Genomic DNA, 17,457 nt, shown 5'->3' on the forward strand with positions numbered 1-17,457 from the left:
TGATTTTCGGAAAGCCACATGAAGTAAATATTCTCACCCAGCTGTTTGGCGATCTGCCGAGAGGAATATATGCGATTGGTATACGCATACAGAATCATTTTTAGCATCATTTTTGGAGGATAAGGAGGACGCCCTCCGCCTGGGTGGAGAGGAATAAACAAGCGAGGGTCTATTTTTTCAACCGTTGCATCCACAATTCGGCACAGGTGATGATCGGGGATTAGGATCTCAATATCCATTGGAAGAACTAACTGGCGAGTGGTATAATGAGTGTACATAAGAAAATCGTTCCTTTCTGATATTTTGTTTGTTGTGGTGACTTCATTATATCAAAAAGAGCGATTTTCTTCTTTTTTACGTGAAAAAGGGTGCCCAAAAGTTACTTTTGGGACACCCTCAATCTGGCAGAACTTTTCACTATTGATTACTTAGAGCTTACCTGTTTTACAACATGTTCTTCAAAAACGGTATTTTCTGTATTATCTGTTTTCGCTTTCGCTGTGCCGGTAATAGCACTAACAAGCAATGTTACGAGCGTATTTACCGTAATCGCTACGATACCGATATCAAGGTCCTTTATGAACTGCGGAAATTGTGGAAACAGGGTACCCATTGTCGCATCTGTAATCGTTACATAAGCAACAGTAATCACGCCAATGATAATCCCTGCAAATGCACCCGATTTTGTAACAGGATTTTTTTTCCACAGACTAAAAAATACGGCGGGGAATAATTGTAGTACGAAACTGTAGGCCATAATTAACAGTGCAATAATGGTGTTACCACCATAAAAAGTAAAATATAGAGCAACAAGCGCAACGATAGGTACGAAAATACGGGTCAATCGACTAAGTTGCGTTTCGGTTATATTCGGCTTCACTACCTTATAAATGTTATTTGCTAACAGTGTAGATGCAGTCAGCAACAACATGGAACAGGGCACAAGAGCCGTCAGTAATCCTGCCGCCCCTATGACGCCTACAAACCATGGTTCAAACGTTGCTTTTACAATTTTAAACAATGCTAAATCCGTATCCGTTCCCTGTAAGTTTGGAATTTGTAAAAGAGCGGTAAACCCGATAAACAATATGAATACTAATACAATTTGATAAATGGGTAGTATAGCAGCATTCTTGCGCAACGCACTTTCAGTTCTTGACGATAAGCTTGCACCAAACACTTGCGGCCACATATATTGCCCTAAACCAAAAATTAAACAGGTAGAAATATACCAGGACATACTATACCCTGATTCAGGAATCAATAAAAATCCCGGTTTCGTGGCATCCAATGTCTCAAACATCGGCTTGATTCCACCAAAATAATGATAAGGTAGATAAATGCCTAAAAACAAAATAACTCCCAAAAGCAGAATATCTTTTAAAATAGCGGTCCAGGCTGATCCATGAATACCGGACACTGATACAAATATAGTGACGGCAATCATTCCAATCCACACTGCCAAATTCGGTGAAATCATTCCATAGGAAGTCTCTGATACAATGATTTTAAGCCCCTTTAACTGTAAAACGATATAAGGAATCATAGAGACTACGCCAACCAATGCTACCAGTAACCCGAGTGCCTTACTGTCATACTTCTTCGCAAAAAAATCCGACTGGGTAATCAACTTATGTTTTTTTGCGTAACGCCAAATAGGAGGTAGAATCCAATAAGGAATGATAAAACACAGGGCGTTAAAGATATAAATAATCGGTCCTCCCATTCTGTATGCCCCGCCGGTTCCACCTAAAAACACATACGTCGTAAAAATTTCACCCGCCATTAACACGAACATAATAATTGAGCCGAAATTACGATTAGCGACCGCCCACTGTTCCATCTCCATTTTCTGACCTTTACGGGCACGCACACCTAAATAGAAAGCAAGTAGGAAAGTTAGTGTAATAATTAATATCGCGATATTCATTCATTTGCCTCCTCTTTATCTTGGATAATGCTGCAAATATAAAGACATACCGAAGATAAAATGAGCCACATAGTTGCCCAAAACACAATAAATGGTAATCCGAATATATAAGGTTCGATACGGTTTATAACTGTTAATGATCCAACAGCAGGTATAATGCTCAGTAACCAAACTACAATTTTCATCAAATACGTTCCTCCTTTGTGAATCATACTGATGGTTTTACTACATTGATTGCTTTTTTATAGACAGCGCTTCCAATTAAAATAATCATCATATTTTTCCAAAAATTAAAGCGAAATATCAACATCCTTGTCACTCTTAGCTGGATGGAAAAACGTTACACAAGGCATTTATTTTTATTCGGAAAGCCCGTGTGTTTCCGGCTATTGTTCAATGAGGAGAGCATCACGAATCATACCATGGAACTGGGCTACTCCATTTTCCGTTGGTGAAAAGATTCCCTTTTCAAAGGCTCTAGAACGAAATCCAGCTTGTGCCAATTCTACCAGTTCAATATCCTCATCCCGAACCTGTTCCATAAACGCAAGCAAGTCCTTCTCTTCCTGCGTAAGCTTTTCATCCCGGAAAAATACATGATAAACTCCCATGGTCGTTTCATGATCAATTGGAATCATCTGAATGACGGTCATGTTTCCGGAACCTGGATAGATGGTTACCATCATGTTGGGCCACAGCCAGTAAAATCTTCCGCCCTTAAATTCTGCCTTATTCAACTCTACGCTTCCATATTGCTTATCCGGCTTCACTATGGTGCCTTGAACGGAATAGTTTTCACAAGCAATGACGGAGTACTGACTCATATCTAGCGTAGCAACGAATGATGGATGGGCAATCGGACAATGATCACATTCTAAGTAATTATCAATAAAAGCCTTCCAATTGGCTTTAATCACACGCCTTTTTTCCCACACTTTTTTTAATTCTCCCAAGAAAGTAACATCTTTAAGGGAATCAAAAAAATCTCCAAAACTCGAAATTAATGGTGAAGCGTTTTCATCTAAGTTAACAAAAACTTTTTTCTTTTACCGACATGCTCTCCGCCCTCCTAATTTCTCGAAAAATATACCGCTTTATTATCTCTAAATTAAGAATAAAGCGATTTCAAGCTTGTATACTAAATTTCATTATTGCAAGAATAATGCCAATTCAAAATAATCATTATTATAAGTGTTAATAACTTATTTATCTCTTTTATTCCAATTTAAAACGAGTTGTAGTCAACTCATAGAATTGATTACAACTCGCTTTTTGTTTTGAAAATGGAGCGTAAAGAAATAAAAACGCTGAATGTCAGAATTAATTATTGCTGCGATAAAGTAAACTTCCATCAGCAGGGTCTTGCATGGTGTAGTGGCTATCCACTCTGGATCGTACTGGATAATCAACACCCTTGAACAGATTTAATTGTTATTAACTATTGAGTTAATAACAACTCAATTAATAAAAAAATATATGTTACTATCCCTATGTTCTTATTTGGAAACCACAGTTTTAGAAGTATCAATCAAGGTAATCAAAAAACCGACTACACCTCCAACAATTCCTGGAAATAACCATCCTAGACCCAAATGATACAAAGGCAATACATGACTAAATAAAGAATTAACAGCCGCTATCTTTATATTGGCAGCATTTAATCCGTCAAAAATACTTACTAAGCCAACACAAAGCATTGTATATTGATATACCTCTGCTCGCCCTTTAAATAAAGGATGCAGAAATGTTAGAAAAATCAGAGCGATAGCCAATGGGTAAATAGCCGTCAATACTGGAACGGAAAAAGCAATCAATTGTGTTAAACCAACATTTGCTATTGCTGCACTGAATACACTTAAGGCGATGGCTAATGCTTTATATGGGATGTTCGGCAGTAGCTTATGAAAGTAAGCTGCAGACGAGCTTATCAATCCGATACTTGTAGTTAAACATGCTACAGTGATCATCAATCCCAGCAACAGTCCACCCAGCGACCTAAAGTAATAGCTCGCAGCCTGTGCCAATACTTGTCCTCCATTATCAAGATGTCCCATCACCGAAACACTTGAAGTTCCTAAAAAAGTAAGGGAGGCATAAAGAACAATTAATAAAGTAGCCGCTATAAAAGAAGCTTTCACGCAAGTAATCGCGATACTCCTTGTAGTAGTTGCCCCTTTTTGTTTAATGGAATTAATCACCAATATTGCAAAAACAAAAGAAGCAAGTGTATCCATTGTTAGATAACCTTCCTGGAATCCTTTGAAAAATGGAATATGCGAATAATCATCTACAGGTGGCTGCATTGGACCTATCGGATGAACGAGTGCCGCCACGATTAAAATAGAAATAAACAGTAACTTTATGGGAGTTAAAAATTTCCCTACAATATCCACAATCCGGGTAGGATTTAATGAAAAAAAGCAGCTAATCGAAAAGAATAAGACTGTAAAAATAAGCAACGATATATGTCCCATGCTTTCTGATACGAAAGGTTTTACACCAATCTCGTATGATACACTTCCTGTTCGCGGTAAAGCAAATAATGGCCCAATGGCTAAATAAAGAACCGTTGTAAAAATAAGGCCAAACAAAGGATGAACACGACTGGCTAATGAATGTAAATCTTCTTTTCCTGAAACCCCCATTGCTATAACCCCAAGTAGAGGCAAGCCAACGCCCGTTATTAAAAAGCCCGAAACTGCAGGCCAGAAATTTGTGCCAGCTGCCTGGCCGAGTGAAGCGGGAAAAATTAAATTCCCTGCTCCAAAAAATAGAGCAAAGAGAGTCAGCCCTATAATAAAAACAGTTGAAAAAGGTAAAGATTTCGATTTCACGATGATTCCTCCGGTGTAAATTGAATTATCTGTAATTACAAACTATTCTTTCGGCTTCTCTACTTTATAAAGTCACAGTAACATACTATAATAAATTTCTTTGTTTTTATCAATAAAAAAATTTGTAAATAAATAAAATTACATTGAAAACAAACTTTTAATTCCTATATTTTTCTTTTATAACCAAATTCCTCTTTATCCGAGATAGCAATAAAGCTATTAAACCGAAGACAAAAAGACTGTCGAAGCATTATCGACAGTCTTCTTCCATTTTCATTCATCATTCAACAATCGTCCCGTATACTACTATGTTGCTTGCAATTTTCCTAACAAGCGAAACTCCTCATTACTGGTCATAACCGTTCGGATGGGTCCTGTGCCAGTGCCAGGCACTTGATAGAATAGTTTCCAAATCACTATACAAGTTACAGTTAATATTTTGACATGGTAGCGTGGTTGGAAGTAGGAGAGATGGAGAAAGAAGAGGATGGATACGCCCTGCGCCCCGGCAGAAAAAAGGCGGACGTGTCTTTTTCCAACCTCTGATTTTTTCATTCTTTTCTTTCACCACAAGAATTTGTCGATTTATCAAATCAGATGTATATATACTGTGGTTCCCAGCCAAGTACACTTTTTATCCTACCTCTTTCCGCCACCAACACAGGAGGAGCGCCGGCCCTTCTGTCCATGTACTCTACCGCAAGCGGACGTTCTGTAATCATTTCTACTGTTTCAATGATTTACATTATTTCCATAAAAAATACATCTCTGGTTTGACAAACGATTCTCCTACCAGGCTTTTGGCAGCAAAATGAATAACCGATTCAATTTGATATTCTTTAATAATGCGTGTTACGAGTTCCGCATCTGCGATATCACCTTCGTAAAAATAAGAGGACCGCACCGCATCTCGATGACCAGTCGTCAAGTTATCCAGTACAATTACAGGGATGCCTTCTTTAAGAAGTTCTAACACTGTATGACTGCCAATGTAACCGGCACCTCCCGTTACTAATACCGGTCCTATGCTATCTCCTCCCTGTTTTTCCACTTATATACTGTTCTGCCTCCAAAAGCTCGCTCATATAAGCAAGCAGGTTGGAACGCAGTTCCGGACGCATAAGAGCAAGTTCAATTATCGCTTGAATATAGCCAAATTTATCTCCAACATCATATCGCTTCCCTACAAGCGGCAAAGCAAGCAAAGAATGGTCATGGCATATCTCCTTTAACGCATCCGTCAGTTGAATTTCTCCTCCTTTGCCTGGACTCATATGCTCTAAAATCGGGAAGATGGATGGCTTTAAAATATAACGCCCCATAATCGCTAATGTAGACGGTGCTTCTTCCAAGCTTGGCTTTTCTATTACGTCTTTCACCCACTTCGCTTCTCCAGCATTTTGCAACACACTTTGCATTGGAGCAATAATACCGTACTTATGTACTTCTTGGAATGCGACAGGCTGAACTCCTATTACTTCCGTGTCGAAAGCTTCGTATATGTCCATCATTTGTCTGAGCGCAGGTTTTTCGGATACCATAATATCGTCACCAAGCAACACAGCAAACGGTTCATCCCCAATGAATTGGCGTGCACACAGAACAGCGTGCCCCAACCCTAACGGTTCTTTCTGGCGGATATAATGCATATTCACCATCGTTGAAATCTCACGAACCATTTTAAGCATGTCTTCTTTTTCGCTTTCAGCGAGTGTCTTCTCCAATTCAATTGATTTATCGAAATGATCTTCAATCGCTCGCTTGTTACGACCTGTGATTACAATAATGCTTTCAATTCCAGCTTGCACCGCCTCTTCTACAATGTATTGAATGGCCGGCTTATCAACAATGGGCAGCATTTCTTTCGGCTGTGCTTTCGTGGCGGGCAAAAACCGTGTGCCAAGCCCTGCCGCTGGAATAACCGCTTTTCTGATTTTCAAAACACTTCACTCCTTATCTTTTGTTTCTCGGTAAACACCCATAAATAGCTTCCTATAAGGTACTCCTCCCGTCATGAGAAGAAAGAAGGCTGCAAAGTCGACAACTAAGCGCATAAGTTCAACAGCTTGACGCTTATCTCGGTACATGTTACACCACCTCATTTGTCTGCCGTTTTGTGCCATGAGGTTCGTTCTGAAGAATATATAACGGCTGATTCTTCGTCTCATCATAAATTCTGCCGACATATTCTCCAAGAATACCTAGAATAATAAGTATTACTCCATTTAATAACAACAAGCATGCGATAACTGACGTCCATCCCGCAATAGTACTAGCCGTAAACATCTTCAAGTATATAGTAATAAGTAAATATACAAAGCTTGAGAAGGAAATAAGAAAACCCAGATAAGTGGCTGCTTTTAATGGTTTATAAGAGAACGATGTAATGCCGTCCATCGAGAAACGCAGCATCTTTTTCAGAGGATATTTCGTCTCTCCCGCAAACCGCTCATCCCCGCTCGTATTCAATCGCTGTTTGACGAAACCCTACCCAACTGACTAGCCCACGAACGAAGCGATTTTTCTCCTGAATCTTTCGCATACTCTACGGCCCATCAAACGGAAGTCTCCGGTATCAAGCGGAATAGCGACTTCTGTCAGCGTATGCAGCGTGCGGGAGAATAAAGAAGCCGTCCATTTCTTGAACAGTGTCTCTCCTTTTCGTTTTGCACACGTAGCATAGACGACCTCATAGCCGTCTTTCCACTTCTCGATCATTTGCGGAATCAGTTCCGGCGGATCCTGCAAACCGACGCCAGTCATAGCAAAAGCCGCAAAAATCCATCTTCACTTCTGCTTGTGAATGCCCTGAAATAGCATCCACGTTGCGAATAGAAGCGTACATACCAACAGGCTGTCAATGTTATTCGTCCGACTTACCGCAACAGCGATCGGTGTGCATGCCGTAATCAGGCTCGTGAATCGGACCGCTGTTCTACCGAAGGACGGTTTGATAAGACTGTATATCAGCAACACAGAGCCAATTCCTGCTAAGGCCTGTGGCAGAACGACGCTCCAGCCATGAACCCCAAACATATAAGCAAATACGGTCTGTACCCAAAATGTAACCAGCGGTTTATCCATCGTAACGTATCCAACCGGATCAAAAGAAGCGTAGAAAAAGTTGTGAAAGCTCTGTAGCATACTTGTTACAGCTGAAGTGTAATAAGTATTCACATACTGATATTTCTATATATTTAAAATATTAAAAAAAGAGGATAGTAAAGCAATACACTGTAGGATCATATCGAAACGTTGACCTTGTTTCGGTCTCATTTTCATGTTCCCCCTTTCATTCATCATGTTTTATTGTCGCTATAACTGGCCTCTATGATATCCAGTCCTTCTACGCTTATAAATCATACTGCCTTTAGCTGAATTGTCCCTTAACAGAACCTGAACATTAATTGAGTACTAGCTGAATATACGCTGAAAATATACACGTACAGCAAAAACGGCATTCATACACGGGTACGCCGCGTATGAATGCCGTTATGAAGACTGAATCAATTCAATTATTATAGGAAGCCATATATTAAACGTACAACCCGCCTCTTCTTGACTTACAACACTAATGGTTCCTCTATGAATATCCACAATGGACTTGGTAATCGATAAACCTAAACCGGCACCGCCATACTTGCGTGTCCGGGAGGAATCGCTGCGATAAAATCGATTAAAAACATGAGGAGTACGATCAAGTTTAGCCAACAGAAGAAGCTCGTGTACCAATTTATTAAGACGTTCAGATTCGCCATGCATGCTTTTTAACGCTTTATGCAGTTGATCCGGTTGATTGGCCGCACCGCGGAGCAATACTTCCAGAAATCCATGAATAGAGGTTAACGGTGTGCGAAGCTCATGAGAGGCGTCCGCTATAAAGCGACGCATCTGTTCCTTCGTTTCTCTTTCCGCTTCAAAGGAGGCTTCCAGCCGCTCCAGTATTCCATTAAAAGATTCAGCCAGACGATCGATTTCTCTCTGTCCTTGGTGAGGGGGAAAACGCCTTGCCAGATTCCCTGCATCAATTTGCTCTGCGGTATGTACCATGTTGAACAAAGGAACCAAGGCTCTTTTTAGCACCGGTAAAAAGCCAAGCAATCCGATGAGCATGGCAATAAGGGAAAGGAACAAAAATGTAAGCAGTTGACGAATAAGCAAATCCTTGAGCAGACCTGTCAGCGTGCTTATCTGAACGACACCAAGTATTTGCCCTGATCCTGAAACAATCGGCTGTAATACGACTAATTGCTCGGTTTAACGTTCAGCCTGTTCTACCTTACCTGTTATCGCATCTACATACTGTCCCTCATAACCAGCCAACGGAGCATAGACCAATAGCGGCTTATCGGCTTTCTGGTTTAGTATCGATGGCCATACGTATTGCAAAGTGAGCGGATATTTCTCTACATATGCTTTCACTGCTTGTTGTGGACTTACACGGTCATTTCCATCAGGCAACTCGATTTTACCTAGCATACTTTCCATAAATATACCAACAACTTTTCCAGTCGATGTATCGACATATATATTATACGAACGGCTATCAATTGGAATATTATCTTTCATTTCTCGAAAAGAAATCAGCATAACATGGTCTGGCGGCAGCTTACTCTCATCTACCCAATCATCGCTCTTTTCCTGTTCTCTATAACTCATTTGCAACTCTTTTATATGAGATGGTAAATATGTTTGAAGGAATGTCAACGCACGTGATGCTGCTTCTGTTCTTGTAATACTCTCTTCTTTTTTGACTTTTTCGTTTAAAAAAGCTCCAAAATGAACCACATCTCCTGTCGCAGTTGTCTGGACGACATAAGATACGTCATCATTTTTACGCCATTGGTATACTTTTGTCTGTTCGATTCCATCTCCATCCTTATGCAGTTCAAGGCCAGCTACATCAATTGCAAGCTCTGTCTTTAGTAAATCTGCCGCTTCTTTCTCTGACGTAACACTCAATTTCTTGCCCTTTCCTTGTACACTAACTACCTTTTCTTGATACAAGTCCTTAACTTTATTCTTTACAGGCTTACCGGTCAAAGCGTCAATCGCTTGCGTATCTATCATATATTTAAGCACAGGGCGAGTTATATGTTCCGCCTTTGTATCACCTATACGCACAAACTCCGCTTCATTGTAGGAAAGGCTTGCACTTGCTGCCTCAAGAAATGCTTTTTCAGCCTCCTTCTCAGTAATCGTATGTATAGGCTGCGGGAAAGCATTCTCCTGTATATCTTCATCATTATTAAACCAACTGGCAACCCGTCCATTTTTATCAATATCGATTTGAATGCTGTTTCTATTCGTGAGAGGAATACCATGAATTAAAGGAAAAAATCGGACGCTGGCATATTTGGTAACTTCACGATTTCCATCTTTGTCTATAGATGTTTGTCCTCCGGTACTAATGCCCTGCAATACATATGCGCGTTCATCACCCATCATAAGCTTGAGGAATGCAAGGGATTTTTCTTTAGCAACGGAATCTGAAGGACGTGTTTCCGATTTGTGTATCGAGTCATATTGATGGAAATCATATAGTATTCCATCTTCGCTAATGTTCGTGGTTGCGTACAAATCTTTGTACTCTTCCGCCTCTTTTTTATTGAACATCACACCATATACCTTCTTTTTACTATCTGGCAAATCCTCTACATTTATTTCCATGCCCATTGTCTCAAGTTCCGGCATATACTTCAGCAATTTGAACATGGTATCCGCTACAGGTGCAGGCAATTTCTGAAGTTGCATGCGTGTCTGTTCATTTTTTTCATATTGACCTGTTATTCCTTGCTCTGCCGCCAATGCTGCATGACTAAATAACAGACTGCCTGCTATCATACTTGCAGTAACCAATCTCGTCTTGTTCATTAGGCTCATCCCTCCTATATTTTCCTTTCACTTAGAAGACGTTTCCCGTCAGCGCAATGTTTCATAATTTTCCCATAAAAAAACCTTCTGCCAAATGACAGAAGGTTTTATCGATCAATAGAGCGATAGTGACGCTTACTTAGAATACAGAAACAACGGCACCTTTATATTTTTCTTCAATAAATTTCTTTACATCGTCTGATTTCAACACTTCAATCAAAGTTTTAATATCCTCACGATTTTCATCGCCTGCTCGCACACTAATGATATTCGCATGCTGTTTGGCAGCATCAGAGTCTTTCTTCTCCATTGTAATCGCCTGGTCGGTCGTTAGACCGCCCTCCATTGCATAATTACCATTAATGACTGCATAATCCACTTCATTTACAGCTCGCGGAAGCATCGCTGCCTGCATCTCTTTCACTTGAACATTCTTCGGATTCTCTACAATGTCTTGTTTCGTAATGCTGTTCAATTCCTTGCCTGGTGTCAGCTTGATCCACCCTTGTGTTTCAAGCAACTTTAACGCGCGCGCACTGTTTGTTACATCATCCGGAATCGCGATAACTGCACCTTGCTTCGGCTCAGTCCCTTTTTCTTTACCCGGATACAGTCCCATCGGCTCAAAGTGGATACCGTCTAGCCCCGCAATGTGCGTACCGTGCTTTTTATTGAATTGCTCCATGTACGGCACTGTTTGAAAATAGTTTGCATCGAGTTGTTTATCTTCGAGTGCCGTGTTCGGAAGTACATAATCGTCAAATACTTTTACTTCCATATCAATGCTTTTTTCTTCAATGCAGCTTTTACATGTTCCAGAATTTCGGCATGAGGTACTGCGCTAGCGCCTATAGTAATCTTCTTTAGTTCTTCTTTCGCACCTGTGCTTGCTGCTTTCTCTTCTTGTTGACCGCAGGCAGCCAGGAAGCCGATACTCATTACCAAAACAATAAGAGCCAACCATTTCTTCATCTTTCTTCCCCTCTTTCACTCTTGTCAGCGCTATTCAATACCAGAAAAACCAACCAAAAATGACCTCTTATCCAAAGAGGTCACCCGGGTACAATACGTCCACTGGACCTCTTATCTGCAGGAATATACCATTCCACTGGAATTGGCACTGCGATACAGCATACGCGCTGGTTCGGTTGCCGAGATTTCATCGGGCCAGTCCCTCCACCTCTCTATATAAATTACACTTGATAGTTTGACAGGGTAGCGTGGTTGGAAGGAGGTGATTCAGAAAAAGAAGAGGTTGGATTCGCCCTGCGATCCGGCAGAANAAAAGAAGAGATTCGCCCTGCGATCCGGCAGAAGAAAGGCAAACGTGCCTTTTTCCAACCGCTCCCGCCCACCGCCCTTCCTTCTTTTCTTACCTCCCACCACAAGAATTTGTCGATGTATCAAATCAGATGTATATAGATAAGAGCTTCCTATTCTGTTTTTGGTTTTTCTTCTGTTATCTTAATACAAATTAAACGCATTAGTCAACTAAGAATTATATACATATATAAATTGACCATTTGTCCCACAAGCATCTTTTATGTATACCAAAACAGTCGTTTTTTTGATACGGTTACAATGTGATTCTATTGCTATTCGATAATCTGAGAGGAGTCCTGACTATGAAATTCAAACACATGATGACCAATGCCGTGCATGCCGGTGACCACATTAGAAGGAGGTGAGACGGGGGTTTCCACTTCTTCCGGCATGGCTGCGATTCTCTGTGCAATTCTGTGCAGGAGAACATGTACTCTGCTCAGACGAGATTTACGGAGCCACCGCATTTTTACTTGAAACAGAGCTAATCCGTCTCGGCATTGACTGCTCTTTCGTTCCTTTCCATTCCTCAGAATCGATCGAAGAGGTCAAAGACATTATCGCTGATTTGGAAAGAGGGCTAGGCATGCTATAATGCTATGGATTTTCTAAAAAACAGGGACCCTCTATAAGAAGGTCCCTGTTATAAAGGAGAATAGACTATGAATCTTAATCAATATGTGGGTAAAACAGTGAAAGTTATATATGCTTCACCTACAGGCCAATTGCATCGTACCGGTTTTGTTGAATCGTCCAATGAACGGATGGCCCTGTCTTTAACTTGTGATGGTGAGACCGTCATTGTTCCATGCTATCGGATTATTTCTATAGAAACAATCGAGAAATAAAGGAATTTCTCTTATGCTGAAGCGCAGCATTCGCAATTTCCTGCCTGCCCGCGATGCCGCGCTCCGCAACTACCTATTGCTCCTGACGCAAGCGTGAATCGAGCACAAAATTCCCAAACGGTACTATCGACGCAACCAAAGCTCCCATCACCCGCACGAACGACCAGCGAAGCGCAAACGTTACGTGAGCAACGGCAGCTATATAAAGTACAAAAAGCAGACCGTGTAACGCTCCGACAACACTAACCGCGGCCGGAAAATCGGCAAAATACTTCAGGGGCATAGCAATCCCAAGCAGTAAAAGGAACGAGATGCCTTCGATCAGCGCGATAAGGCGAAAACGTCCGAGGGGGGTTTTCAACATGTTGACACCTCCTATGGATAAAAGCGCTTAGTACCAGTAATACGAATGTTGCATGTACCTCTTATAGTACTTACTATAAACCAAAAACAAGTTAAACATGAGGAAAATACAGTTATGTTCAAGATAAATTCATTTTTTCAAAATAAAAAAGAAAAAGCATACATTTCGGCTTGATTCTTTTTCATTTCTATATGGATAATCAACAACTTTGCTAATATGCATTCTTATGAGGGTAACTTGTTTTCTCAGCTTGATGGCGATATGGTAGTTCCCCTGATTAAATTTATAGATTTTTCAATTCTTTCAAGCGCGTCTTTTAATAATTCACGTGAACAAGCAAAATTAATCCTTTCGAACCCTTCTCCACCACTTCCAAATATGTAGCCTTCATCTAATGCTAACTTTGCTTTAGATTGCATAAACTGTTCTAGAACTTTATAATTCTCGAATAGTTCAGTAAAATCTAGCCATGCTAGATACGTTCCTTCTGGTTTTATAAACTTTACACCTGACAGTCTTTTGTTAACAAAAGATTCAATTAACTCAATATTGCCTTGTAGATAATTCAATAATTGTGACAACCATTCTTCTCCTTCGTTATAAGCGGCAATTTGTGCAACTGTCGCAAAAGACCCCGGATCAATATCCATTGTTTCCAATCTATGTTTTAAAATATTTCTGTTCTTTCTATTCTTGACAATGATATTTGATACATGTAATCCAGCTAAATTAAATGTCTTGGTTGGGGAAGTACAGATAATTGAGTGGTTTGCAAATTCATCACTAATTTTAGCGAATGGAATATGGGTATGTCCTTCATATATCAGATCAGAATGGATTTCATCAGAAACAATCATTACATCATTATCGATACATATTCTTCCTAATTTAATTAATTCTTTATGCGTCCATACTCTCCCAGTTGGATTATGTGGGCTACATAAAAACAGTAATTTTGTTCTACTGTCTTTAACTAAATCTTCTAGCTGGTCAAAATCCATTTCATATTTAAGCTCTTTCAACTTAAGCTTATTTTCCACCACATGACAACCGTTATTTTGAATTATATTATAAAATGGGTAATAGACAGGGCTTTGAACAATAATTTTATCTCCAGGTATACAAAAGGATTGCACAATAAAATTTAATGCAGGAATAATCCCAGGTGTATATAAAATCCATTCCCTTTCTATTGTCCAACCATTTCTCCTTTCTTGCCATGCTATTAAAGAATCTAAGAATGCCTCACTTTGATGTCCATAGCCAAATATTCCATGCTCTGCTCTTTTTATCAAAGTATCTATTACTGGTTGAGGAGCCCTAAAATCCATATCAGCGATCCACATAGGCAATGATTTTTCATCACCAAAGTTTTCTTTTAGATGCTTTGGAGACCACTTAATGCTATCCGTTGTTGTTCTATCAATCATTTCATCAAAATTATACTTCATCTCAACACCTCACCTAACTTTTAATAGATGTAAGCAAATAATAAAGTCATTTAAAAAGATAAACGTTCATTAAAGTAACAAAACCGCTTTAATGAACGTTTTTTCTTTTCAATTATTCACTTTCATGAAAACCTCATTTATATCTTTTTAACAAATTCAGATTTTAATTTCATAGCTCCAAAACCATCAATTTTGCAATCAATATCATGATCTCCATCGACCAAACGTATATTTTTTACTTTTGTACCTATTTTTACAACTAATGAACTTCCTTTTACTTTAAGGTCTTTGATTACCGTTACAGAATCACCATCGTTTAAGACATTTCCATTTGCATCTTTGACAATCTTTTTATCTTCACTATTTTCAGTTTCTAATTCTAACGTCCACTCATGAGCACATTCTGGGCAAACAAAAAGACTCCCATCTTCGTAAGTGTATTCTGAATTACATTTTGGACAATTTGGTAAATCAAGCATAATTTCATTTCCTCCATTCGCTCTATAGGGAGTTCCTTATATGCTTTATATACTGTCATAGTCTTCTAATATTGACAACCCTTCCTCCAACGCCCATCTACTTTGCCGGTGGTGGTACCACGGACATAAATTATTAACAGCATACTTTTTTTCGTATGATGGCGAATTCGTTTCTTTTTGATTTTCAAACAATATGTCATCAATATGTTAATACTTTAGTTATTTCTACGTATTAACATATGCAAGAACAAATTACGTAATTTTTTTAAGCATTACACATTCATTGATCATTGAACTTACCAATAAACAGGAGGGAGGGACAGGTGTTGGAGACCACCCAAGTGAACATGGAGATTCACTACAATAAAAAAGACGATGTCTATGATCAAATCATATCCAAGGAAGAATTTTCCCAGATTTATGAGATGTATAATAAACGGGTCTATAAGTATATCTGTTTCCGGATCAACAATCACTACGCTGCGGAGGATATCTGCAGTCATGTATTCGAAACAGTCATCACTAAATATCATAGCTTCTCACCGGAAAAATCAAAGTTCGAAATATGGCTGTTCGCGATCGTAAGAAACGCTGTAACGGACTACTTTCGCGCACAGAAAAAACGGGCCTTTTTTTCACTGAACACTTTGCTGAATATGGTTTTTATCGAGTCGTCTCCCGAGGATCTGGTCATCCGCGATGACAATAATCAGGAGTTGTTCAAAGCTCTGGCGAGGCTGCGCAACAAAGAACGCAATATTCTCGCAATGAAATATGGAGCCGGTCTGAAAAATTCGGAAATCGCTCAGTTAATGGGTGTAAGTGAATCCAACATTGGCGTTGTAGTGTACAGGAGCTTAAAGAAGCTACATAAAATCTTGGTGGCAGGAGGGTTCAAAAATGAGTAAAAAACAGGATCAGGAAGAATTCAAGAATATAGTAAATCTGTTGACAAATGTAGAGTTAACTCCCTCCTCCTCGAAAGACCGGATTTATAATCGTGTGACATACAAAATGGAAACAGAAACCTTGCAACCCTATTGCAAAAAAAAGGATGGGATATCTATGAAGAAAAGTAAATGGAGAGCTACAACTGTGATTGCCAGTGCTGTTATCTGTCTTGGTGGCGCATTTTCAACTACTTCTTACGCGCAAGAATTGTTTCAATCGATCCTGGCTCATTATCAAGTTGGGGGAATGAAAATCACACAATATGATAAAGAACTACCTACTCCTGCAGTAAACACGTCGTCTAGTAATTCAGCAAGGAATGACGAGGTAGCCCAATTACCGTCCCCTTTAAAGCTCTCCTTACAGGAAGCTCGCTCGGCAATGGGGATGAACTTTCCTGCACCCTCATGGTTGTCGGACTATGAGTATGTGAATAGTGTAATTCAAGGTGATAAAATGGTTGAGGTACTCTATAAACGAGATAAAAAAATAGTCAGTTTGTTGATTTCAAAGGATGATGAAAATGGCATCATCACCACTGATGATGTCAAAATAGAAACAATTAACGGTACAAAGGTCTATTTTGCAAACGGAATCGTCATTTGGGAGTATGAGGGATTTAGAATAGAATTATACTCACAAGAGGATTTTGATGCCATTACGCTCGGTAAAATAATCGATAGCTTAGAGACGGGCAAACCAGTCACGCAAGCGGAAATCGAGAAAGCGAAGGCAAAGATACAGAACGCTGGGCCAAGAGCAACTGCGGCGCCTGCACCTGTCATCCTCTATTGATGGTGTAATGAACGTTCAGGATATAAAGGCCAAATCAATGACCAAACAATACTCGATGTTGGAATAGAAGCTTCCCACCAATTAATTGTGACCAAGAGTTATGATATTACAGATAAAGTTGAGGCTAAGTTGAAAAAAACGTGCCAAATTTATGTTATTGAGAGTAAGCGTTAAACAATCCCCATCATGATAGAATCCCTTCTGAGTGAACAGTAGGAAGAAAGTGCCTTACTGTAGACTTAGCGGGGATTTTTACATGGACAAAATCAATCCAACGTACAGTCTGGATGTACTTTAATTGAGCCTTGAATGGAAACTGTGGCTTCTTTAAAAAGAAAAAGCTTTCCTCTTTTTACCTCTTCTGGGGTGATAATAAAGTCTAAATCTTTGTATACACCTAGCATTTCCATACATGCTTGAGTTCGTATACGATGATCAGAAGCAAGGCATACCATTTATGTTCATGATTTCTTCCTACAATTTTCAAAAATTCTTGCTTACGTAGAGCATCAATATGTTGCCAGAAAGAAAGGGCATCAAATAACGTACCATCTTTATCAAAAGCAATAACTTTTATGTTATGAAAGGGAACTCCATTAATAATTATA

At 39.5% G+C, this 17,457-nt stretch carries 21 protein-coding genes, 3 pseudogenes and 1 riboswitch; of the genes and pseudogenes, 4 read left to right on the forward strand and 20 right to left on the reverse strand.

The window, feature by feature from the left end:
• From AF333_RS22720 to AF333_RS34365, 16 genes and pseudogenes are all read right to left on the reverse strand, one after another.
• Positions 1–278 (reverse strand): transposase (locus AF333_RS22720; protein WP_161808234.1); only part of this gene is annotated, 278 nt, incomplete at its 3' end.
• Between the two features lie 146 nt (positions 279–424).
• Positions 425–1,930, reverse strand: a complete 1,506-nt coding sequence (locus AF333_RS22725) for a sodium:solute symporter family protein (RefSeq protein ID WP_043067753.1) — start codon at positions 1,928–1,930, stop codon at positions 425–427.
• A complete protein-coding gene (locus AF333_RS22730) occupies positions 1,927–2,115 on the reverse strand; it encodes a DUF3311 domain-containing protein (RefSeq protein ID WP_043067754.1) in 189 nt (62 codons plus the stop codon). Before AF333_RS22730 ends, AF333_RS22725 begins: the two co-directional genes overlap by 4 nt.
• Positions 2,116–2,316: 201 nt before the next feature.
• Complete coding sequence (locus tag AF333_RS22735; protein ID WP_235356698.1) at positions 2,317–2,865, reverse strand: SRPBCC family protein; 549 nt, start codon at positions 2,863–2,865, stop codon at positions 2,317–2,319.
• A 561-nt stretch (positions 2,866–3,426) separates the two neighbouring features.
• Positions 3,427–4,764, reverse strand: coding sequence for a branched-chain amino acid transport system II carrier protein (gene brnQ, locus AF333_RS22740; protein WP_043067755.1), 1,338 nt, complete (start codon positions 4,762–4,764; stop codon positions 3,427–3,429).
• A 346-nt stretch (positions 4,765–5,110) separates the two neighbouring features.
• A complete protein-coding gene (locus AF333_RS36220; protein WP_235496889.1) occupies positions 5,111–5,356 on the reverse strand; it encodes a hypothetical protein in 246 nt (81 codons plus the stop codon).
• Between the two features lies 1 nt (position 5,357).
• Entirely contained in the window at positions 5,358–5,486 is a 129-nt protein-coding gene (locus AF333_RS36980) for a hypothetical protein (protein ID WP_268753638.1), read from the reverse strand.
• A gap of 23 nt (positions 5,487–5,509) precedes the next feature.
• A complete protein-coding gene (locus AF333_RS22745; protein WP_043067757.1) occupies positions 5,510–5,815 on the reverse strand; it encodes a GDP-mannose 4,6-dehydratase in 306 nt (101 codons plus the stop codon).
• Complete coding sequence (gene galU / locus AF333_RS22750) at positions 5,793–6,704, reverse strand: UTP--glucose-1-phosphate uridylyltransferase GalU (protein ID WP_043067758.1); 912 nt, start codon at positions 6,702–6,704, stop codon at positions 5,793–5,795. The genes AF333_RS22745 and galU overlap by 23 nt, the downstream gene beginning before the upstream one ends.
• Before the next feature lie 6 nt (positions 6,705–6,710).
• Positions 6,711–6,851 (reverse strand): hypothetical protein, encoded by a 141-nt coding sequence (locus AF333_RS33920; protein ID WP_158502506.1) that lies wholly within the window; start codon positions 6,849–6,851, stop codon positions 6,711–6,713.
• A 1-nt stretch (position 6,852) separates the two neighbouring features.
• A pseudogene (locus tag AF333_RS36225) lies at positions 6,853–7,536 on the reverse strand (glycosyltransferase); the annotation flags it as partial.
• A gap of 18 nt (positions 7,537–7,554) precedes the next feature.
• Positions 7,555–8,046, reverse strand: a pseudogene (locus tag AF333_RS32355) (glycosyltransferase family 39 protein); the annotation flags it as partial.
• A 210-nt stretch (positions 8,047–8,256) separates the two neighbouring features.
• Positions 8,257–9,018, reverse strand: a pseudogene (locus tag AF333_RS22770) (sensor histidine kinase); the annotation flags it as partial.
• Positions 9,019–9,021: 3 nt separating this feature from the next.
• Positions 9,022–10,638, reverse strand: a complete 1,617-nt coding sequence (locus AF333_RS33160) for a YcdB/YcdC domain-containing protein (RefSeq protein WP_043067760.1) — start codon at positions 10,636–10,638, stop codon at positions 9,022–9,024.
• 139 nt (positions 10,639–10,777) lie between these two features.
• Positions 10,778–11,416, reverse strand: coding sequence for a MetQ/NlpA family ABC transporter substrate-binding protein (locus AF333_RS22780; RefSeq protein WP_200894949.1), 639 nt, complete (start codon positions 11,414–11,416; stop codon positions 10,778–10,780).
• Entirely contained in the window at positions 11,407–11,610 is a 204-nt protein-coding gene (locus AF333_RS34365) for a hypothetical protein (protein ID WP_200894950.1), read from the reverse strand. The genes AF333_RS22780 and AF333_RS34365 overlap by 10 nt, the downstream gene beginning before the upstream one ends.
• 108 nt (positions 11,611–11,718) lie before the next feature.
• A riboswitch (SAM riboswitch) is annotated at positions 11,719–11,833 on the reverse strand.
• 489 nt (positions 11,834–12,322) lie between these two features.
• Here AF333_RS34365 and AF333_RS22790 point away from each other — a divergent pair.
• Both AF333_RS22790 and AF333_RS22795 read left to right on the forward strand, forming a co-directional pair.
• The gene (locus AF333_RS22790; RefSeq protein WP_043067761.1) at positions 12,323–12,556 is read left to right on the forward strand and encodes a PLP-dependent transferase; all 234 of its coding nucleotides are present in this window, start codon (positions 12,323–12,325) and stop codon (positions 12,554–12,556) included.
• 67 nt (positions 12,557–12,623) lie between these two features.
• Positions 12,624–12,809 (forward strand): hypothetical protein, encoded by a 186-nt coding sequence (locus tag AF333_RS22795; protein WP_043067762.1) that lies wholly within the window; start codon positions 12,624–12,626, stop codon positions 12,807–12,809.
• Between the two features lie 73 nt (positions 12,810–12,882).
• Here AF333_RS22795 and AF333_RS22800 read toward each other — a convergent pair whose 3' ends face one another.
• The 3 genes from AF333_RS22800 to AF333_RS22810 all read right to left on the reverse strand — a co-directional run bounded on the left by AF333_RS22800 (position 12,883) and on the right by AF333_RS22810 (position 15,103).
• Positions 12,883–13,173 (reverse strand): DUF3817 domain-containing protein, encoded by a 291-nt coding sequence (locus AF333_RS22800; protein ID WP_043067763.1) that lies wholly within the window; start codon positions 13,171–13,173, stop codon positions 12,883–12,885.
• Between the two features lie 245 nt (positions 13,174–13,418).
• The gene (locus tag AF333_RS22805) at positions 13,419–14,624 is read right to left on the reverse strand and encodes a MalY/PatB family protein (RefSeq protein WP_043067764.1); all 1,206 of its coding nucleotides are present in this window, start codon (positions 14,622–14,624) and stop codon (positions 13,419–13,421) included.
• Between the two features lie 137 nt (positions 14,625–14,761).
• Entirely contained in the window at positions 14,762–15,103 is a 342-nt protein-coding gene (locus tag AF333_RS22810) for a zinc ribbon domain-containing protein YjdM (protein WP_043067765.1), read from the reverse strand.
• Positions 15,104–15,426: 323 nt separating this feature from the next.
• Between AF333_RS22810 and AF333_RS22815 the strand changes: the two genes are divergently transcribed.
• Both AF333_RS22815 and AF333_RS22820 read left to right on the forward strand, forming a co-directional pair.
• The gene (locus AF333_RS22815; protein ID WP_235355993.1) at positions 15,427–16,011 is read left to right on the forward strand and encodes a sigma-70 family RNA polymerase sigma factor; all 585 of its coding nucleotides are present in this window, start codon (positions 15,427–15,429) and stop codon (positions 16,009–16,011) included.
• The gene (locus tag AF333_RS22820) at positions 16,004–16,849 is read left to right on the forward strand and encodes a hypothetical protein (RefSeq protein ID WP_043067766.1); all 846 of its coding nucleotides are present in this window, start codon (positions 16,004–16,006) and stop codon (positions 16,847–16,849) included. The genes AF333_RS22815 and AF333_RS22820 overlap by 8 nt, the downstream gene beginning before the upstream one ends.
• Positions 16,850–17,115: 266 nt before the next feature.
• Here the strand turns inward: AF333_RS22820 and AF333_RS36230 are convergent, their stop codons facing one another.
• The gene (locus AF333_RS36230; protein WP_235496892.1) at positions 17,116–17,259 is read right to left on the reverse strand and encodes a hypothetical protein; all 144 of its coding nucleotides are present in this window, start codon (positions 17,257–17,259) and stop codon (positions 17,116–17,118) included.
• Positions 17,260–17,457: the final 198 nt, after the last annotated feature.

Source organism: Aneurinibacillus migulanus (assembly GCF_001274715.1).
Classification (GTDB): Bacteria; Bacillota; Bacilli; order Aneurinibacillales; family Aneurinibacillaceae; genus Aneurinibacillus; species Aneurinibacillus migulanus.